Source organism: Streptomyces ipomoeae 91-03 (assembly GCF_000317595.1).
Lineage (GTDB): Bacteria > Actinomycetota > Actinomycetes > Streptomycetales > Streptomycetaceae > Streptomyces > Streptomyces ipomoeae.
In genome coordinates, this window is record NZ_AEJC01000292.1 from 1 (window position 1) to 4,824 (window position 4,824).

A 4,824-nucleotide genomic window follows, 5' to 3' on the forward strand; every position below is an offset into this window, starting at 1 on the left:
CGACCTGTCCGCCCAGTTCTCCCGGCCCCTGCCGCTGATGGTGGCCAGCCATCTCCTCGGCTTCCCCGGCTCGCAGGGCGACGACGCGCTGATGGACATGTGGCGCGTGCTGGACGCCGGCCCGGACGCGGAACCCGCCCTGGACCGGCTGCTGGCGGCGCTCGCGGAACTCGGCCGGGAGAAGATGAGGAACCCCGCCGACGACTTCCCCTCCCACCTGCTGGCCGCCCACCCCGGCCTCTCCCTCGACGAACTGGCCCGCGAGCTGTTCATGCTGCTCGGCATGACCTCCGACCACGTCGGCATCCTCATCTCCAACACCGTGGTCGAGGTCCTCTCCGGCGAAGGCAGTGTGCGTGCCAGCCTGTCCGCCGGGATGGTCAGGGAGACCATGAACCGGGTGGTCATGCGCAAGCCGCCGCTGGTCAACTTCGTCCCGCGCTTCGCGGCCGAGGACACCCGGCTCGGCGACTACACGATCCGCGCGGGCGACCCGGTGTGGGTCTCCTCCGCCGCGGCCCACGCCGACCCGCTCTTCGCCGACCACGTGGCCCCGAGCACCACTACGGTCAGCACCCGGGCCCATCTCTCCTGGGGCGCCGGCCGCCGACAGTGCCCGGCCCGCGAACTCGCGTCGACGGTCGCCGCGGTCGGCGTGGGCCGTCTCTTCGAACGCTTCTCCCACCTGGACCTGGCCCTCCCCGTCGACCAACTCCCTTGGCGTTCCTCCCCGTTCATGCGCGGCCTGCGTTCACTGCCCGTACGGTACGAACTGGCGGCGACGTCCGAACCGACGCCGACGGAGGCGATGGCGGCGGATTCGGCGACCGAGGCAGACGCGGGGGCAGGGGCTGAGCCGGGGCCGGAGTCGGCCGAGGTGGTCGTGCCGGACGCGTCCGCCCGGCAGCGCTCATCGCTGTGGCGCTATCTGACGGGCCTGATCCGCACCGGCCGTTGAGCCCCGACGGCGAACGACCCCCTGCCCGCAACCACCCCACCGGGCCGCTCCTCGACCTCGGCGGCCCGGTCGTCGTCCCCGGCGGCGCATCGGCCGTGGACCCTGAGCATCCCGGCGAATCGGACCGGCGTCTTGTGAACGTTTACGAGCCGTTCACGCCAGACCATTGACTGCCATTCAGTCGCCAACAACGCTGAATGGTCATATGCAGTCGGGTAAGGGGCAGCCTTGATCAGATTTGACGCGGTGAGCAAGCGGTATCCGAACGGCACGACAGCGGTGGACGAGCTGTCCCTGGAGCTGGCCGAGGGCGGCATCACGGTCCTGGTCGGCCCCTCCGGCTGCGGCAAGACCACGACCCTGCGCATGATCAACCGCATGGTGGAGCCGACCACCGGCACGGTGAGCCTGCGCGGCCAGGACATCCGGGAGGTCAACGCCCCTGAACTGCGCCGCGGCATCGGGTACGTGATCCAGCACGCCGGACTGTTCCCGCACCGCACCGTCCTCGACAACATCGCCACCGTCCCGCTGCTCCTCGGCTGGAACCGCAAGAAGGCACGGGCACGGGCGGCCGAACTGCTGGAACTGGTCGGGCTGCCGGCCGAGATGGCCAAGCGGTACCCGAATCAGCTGTCCGGCGGCCAGCAGCAGCGCGTCGGGGTGGCCAGGGCGCTGGGCGCCGACCCGCCGGTGCTGCTGATGGACGAGCCGTTCAGCGCCGTCGACCCGATCGTCCGGGCGGAACTGCAGGCCGAGTTCATCCGGCTGCAGAAGGAACTGCACAAGACGATCGTGTTCGTCACCCATGACATCGACGAGGCGATCAAACTCGGCGACAACATCGCCGTCTTCCGAACCGGCGGCAGACTCGCCCAGTTCGACACCCCCGAGCGCCTGCTGTCCCAGCCCGCCGACGAGTTCGTCGCCGACTTCGTGGGGCACGACCGGGGCATCCGCCGGCTGTCCTTCGTCAGGGCGGCCGATGTACCGCTGCGCGACGGAACGGTACTGCCCGTGTCCTCTCCCGTGGCCCGGGCCCGTACGGCGGACGAGCCCTGGGTCCTCGTCGTCGACGACGCCCGACGCCCGCTCGGCTGGGCCCCGGTCGCCGACCTGCCCGAGAGCGGCACCCTCGCGGACGTATCGCTGGCCCCGCTCGGCCACACCTTCAGCCTCGTCGGCGACTCGGCACGGGCCGCCCTCGACTCGGCGCTGCTCTCACCCGCCCGGCTCGCGGTGGGCGTGGACGCGGACGGCGCGGTCGTCGGCGTCGCGGACGTGCACGAACTCACCGCCGCGGCGGCCGTCGACCTCTCCGCCGAGGAGGCGGCCGGCACGACGGGCGATCAGGCCGTCGACAAGGCGGGCGGCGGTGCCACCGACAAGGCGGACGCCGACAGCCCGGCCGGTGGTGGCCGATGAGCGACGACGAGCCGCTCGTCCGGTGGCAGTGGATAGCCGACCACGCCTCCGAACTCGCCGACTACACCGGCGTCCATCTGAGACTCGGCCTGCTCCCGGTCCTCTTCGGGCTGGTCATCTCGGTGCCGCTCGGCATCCTGTGCCACCGCTGGCGCCGGCTGTATCCGCCGGTGCTGACCGTGGCGAACATCCTGTACTCGATCCCGTCACTGGCCCTGTTCATGATCTTCGTGCGGTACACGGGGCTGACCGAACAGACGGTGATGATCCCGCTGACCCTCTACACCCTGTCGGTCCTGGTGCCCAACGTCGTGGACGGCCTCGCCTCGGTCCCCGAACCGGTGCGGCTCGCGGCCACCGCGATGGGCTTCGGCGCGGTACGCCGTGTCGTCCAGGTCGAACTGCCCATCGCCGTACCCGTCGTCATCGCCGGGGTACGTGTCGCCGCCGTCTCCTCCATCAGCCTCGTCGCCGTGGGCCAGCTGATCGGGCAGGGCGGTCTCGGCTACTACATCACCCGTGGCCTCCAACTCGACTTCCCCACCCCGATCGTCACCGCGATCGTCCTGATCATGCTGCTCGCGCTCGCCACCGACGCCCTGCTGGTCCTGGCGCAGCGGCTGCTCACCCCCTGGTCCCGGAGCAAGGTGACGGCGGCATGAACGACTTCCTGAACCAGATCCAGCTCGTCGGCGACTGGCTGACGTCCTCGGCGCAGTGGCACGGCGACGACGGAATCCCTCAGCGGCTCCTGGAGCACCTCACCTACAGCGGACTGTCCCTGCTGTTCGCCGCACTGATCGGGCTCACGTTCGGCCTGCTCGTCGGACACACCGGCCGGGGCGCGTTCGCCGTGGCCAGCGTGGCGAACCTCGCCCGCGCGATCCCCACGTTCGGCCTGGTCGTCCTGGTCGTCACCCTCGCCGGGCTCAGCACCACCCCCGTACTGGTCGCCCTGGTCGCGCTCGCGGTCCCGCCGATCCTCATCAACACCTTCGAGGGGGTACGGGGCGTGGACCCCGACACCAAGGACGCCGCACGCGGCATCGGCATGACCGAGTGGGAGGTCCTGGCCCGGGTGGAGGTGCCCATGGCGCTGCCCCTGATCCTCCTCGGGCTGCGGGTCGCCGCGATCCAGGTGGTCGCCACCGCGACCGTCGCCGCCTACCCCGGTCTGGGCGGTCTCGGCCGTTTCATCGTCGACGGACTCTCCCGCAACGACTACGAGTTGGTCATCGGCGGCTCCACCGTCGTCGTCGCCCTCGCACTGGTCGTCCAGCTCGCGTTCACCGCGCTGCGGCGCCTCGTCGTCTCGCCGGGCCTCAGGGCCTCGGCGGCCAAGTCCTGAGCTTCATCAGCGTTCCGAGCTTCATCAGCGTTCCGAGCTTCATCAGCGTTCCGAGCTTCTTCAGCGTTCTGAGTTTCTTCAGCGTTCCGAGCTTCTTCGGCCCCCGGCCACCGAGGGCCCCGAGAAAGGAAACACCCATGCGAGGCATGTACCGAGGCGCCGCGTTCGGCCTGATCACCGCACTCACGCTCACGGCCTGCGGCGGGGGCGGGGACAGCGACGACAATCCCCTGACCGGCGGTGGCGCCGAGGGCGACGGCAAGTCCCTCGTCGTCGGCTCGGCGAACTTCCCCGAGAACCAACTCCTCGCCGAGATCTACTCCCAGGCCCTGGAGGACAAGGGCCTGAAGGTGACCCGCAAGTTCGACATCGGGGCCCGCGAGGTCTACTACGACCAGGTCGTCAAGGGCGGCATCGACGTCTTCCCCGAGTACAACGGCGCCCTGCTGTCCGTGGCGGTCGACAAGAACAGCACCGCCACCAGCACCGATGACGTCAACGCGGAACTGAAGGAGAAACTCCCGAAGTCGGTGGAGATACTCGACTCCGCCCCGGCCGAGGACAAGGACTCCGTCACCGTCACCGCCGAGACCGCCGACAAGTACGACCTCAAGACGCTCGCCGACCTCAAGCCGGTCGCGGGGGACCTGGCCATCGGCGGCAGTTCGGAGTTCAAGACCCGCACCCAGGGTCTGGTCGGGTTGAAGAAGATCTACGGCGTCGAGTTCGGAAAGTTCCAGCCGCTCGACGCCGGCGCCCAGACCACCCTGGTCAAGCTGCTGAAGGACAACGAGATCCAGGCCGCCAACCTCTACACCACCGACCCCGCCATCGTCGCGGACAAGCTGGTGGTCCTGGAGGACCCGAAGAACCTCTTCTCCTCCCAGAACGTCACCCCCCTCGTCTACAAGGACGCGGTGAACGACACCGCCAAGTCGGCCCTCAACGCCGTATCGGCCAAGCTCACCACCCAGGACCTGCTGGACATGATGAAGAAGCTCGTCAACGACAAGGAGGACGCGAGCGCCGTCGCCGAGGAGTGGCTGACGAAGGCCGGACTCGCCGGCTGACAGGGGGGATCAGACGGAGGGGA

6 protein-coding genes are annotated in these 4,824 nt (G+C 69.6%); 5 read left to right on the forward strand and 1 reads right to left on the reverse strand.

Annotated features, from left to right (window positions below):
- From STRIP9103_RS19185 to STRIP9103_RS19200, 4 genes are all read left to right on the forward strand, one after another.
- Window positions 1-958 (forward strand): cytochrome P450 (locus STRIP9103_RS19185; protein WP_009315044.1); only part of this gene is annotated, 958 nt, incomplete at its 5' end.
- A gap of 228 nt (window positions 959-1,186) precedes the next feature.
- Window positions 1,187-2,383 carry an ABC transporter ATP-binding protein gene (locus STRIP9103_RS19190; protein ID WP_009315035.1) on the forward strand — a complete coding sequence of 399 codons (1,197 nt, stop codon included), beginning with the start codon at window positions 1,187-1,189 and terminating at the stop codon, window positions 2,381-2,383.
- Window positions 2,380-3,045 carry an ABC transporter permease gene (locus STRIP9103_RS19195; RefSeq protein WP_009315045.1) on the forward strand — a complete coding sequence of 222 codons (666 nt, stop codon included), beginning with the start codon at window positions 2,380-2,382 and terminating at the stop codon, window positions 3,043-3,045. The genes STRIP9103_RS19190 and STRIP9103_RS19195 overlap by 4 nt, the downstream gene beginning before the upstream one ends.
- Window positions 3,042-3,731, forward strand: a complete 690-nt coding sequence (locus STRIP9103_RS19200; protein ID WP_009315042.1) for an ABC transporter permease — start codon at window positions 3,042-3,044, stop codon at window positions 3,729-3,731. Before STRIP9103_RS19195 ends, STRIP9103_RS19200 begins: the two co-directional genes overlap by 4 nt.
- Here STRIP9103_RS19200 and STRIP9103_RS49985 read toward each other — a convergent pair.
- Window positions 3,706-3,870 (reverse strand): hypothetical protein, encoded by a 165-nt coding sequence (locus STRIP9103_RS49985; RefSeq protein ID WP_158696889.1) that lies wholly within the window; start codon window positions 3,868-3,870, stop codon window positions 3,706-3,708. The two genes, STRIP9103_RS19200 and STRIP9103_RS49985, sit on opposite strands and share 26 nt — an antisense overlap.
- Before the next feature lie 7 nt (window positions 3,871-3,877).
- Between STRIP9103_RS49985 and STRIP9103_RS19205 the strand changes: the two genes are divergently transcribed.
- Window positions 3,878-4,801, forward strand: a complete 924-nt coding sequence (locus STRIP9103_RS19205; protein WP_078613963.1) for an ABC transporter substrate-binding protein — start codon at window positions 3,878-3,880, stop codon at window positions 4,799-4,801.
- Window positions 4,802-4,824 lie beyond the last annotated feature (23 nt).

What these genes read in the sequence shown, in the direction of transcription:
- STRIP9103_RS19195 (WP_009315045.1), top strand. Translation starts at nt 2,380, where the DNA reads ATGAGCGACGACGAGCCGCTCGTCCGGTGGCAGTGGATAGCCGACCAC.
- STRIP9103_RS19200 (WP_009315042.1), top strand. Translation starts at nt 3,042, where the DNA reads ATGAACGACTTCCTGAACCAGATCCAGCTCGTCGGCGACTGGCTGACG.
- STRIP9103_RS49985 (WP_158696889.1), bottom strand. Translation starts at nt 3,870, where the DNA reads ATGGGTGTTTCCTTTCTCGGGGCCCTCGGTGGCCGGGGGCCGAAGAAG.
- STRIP9103_RS19205 (WP_078613963.1), top strand. Translation starts at nt 3,878, where the DNA reads ATGTACCGAGGCGCCGCGTTCGGCCTGATCACCGCACTCACGCTCACG.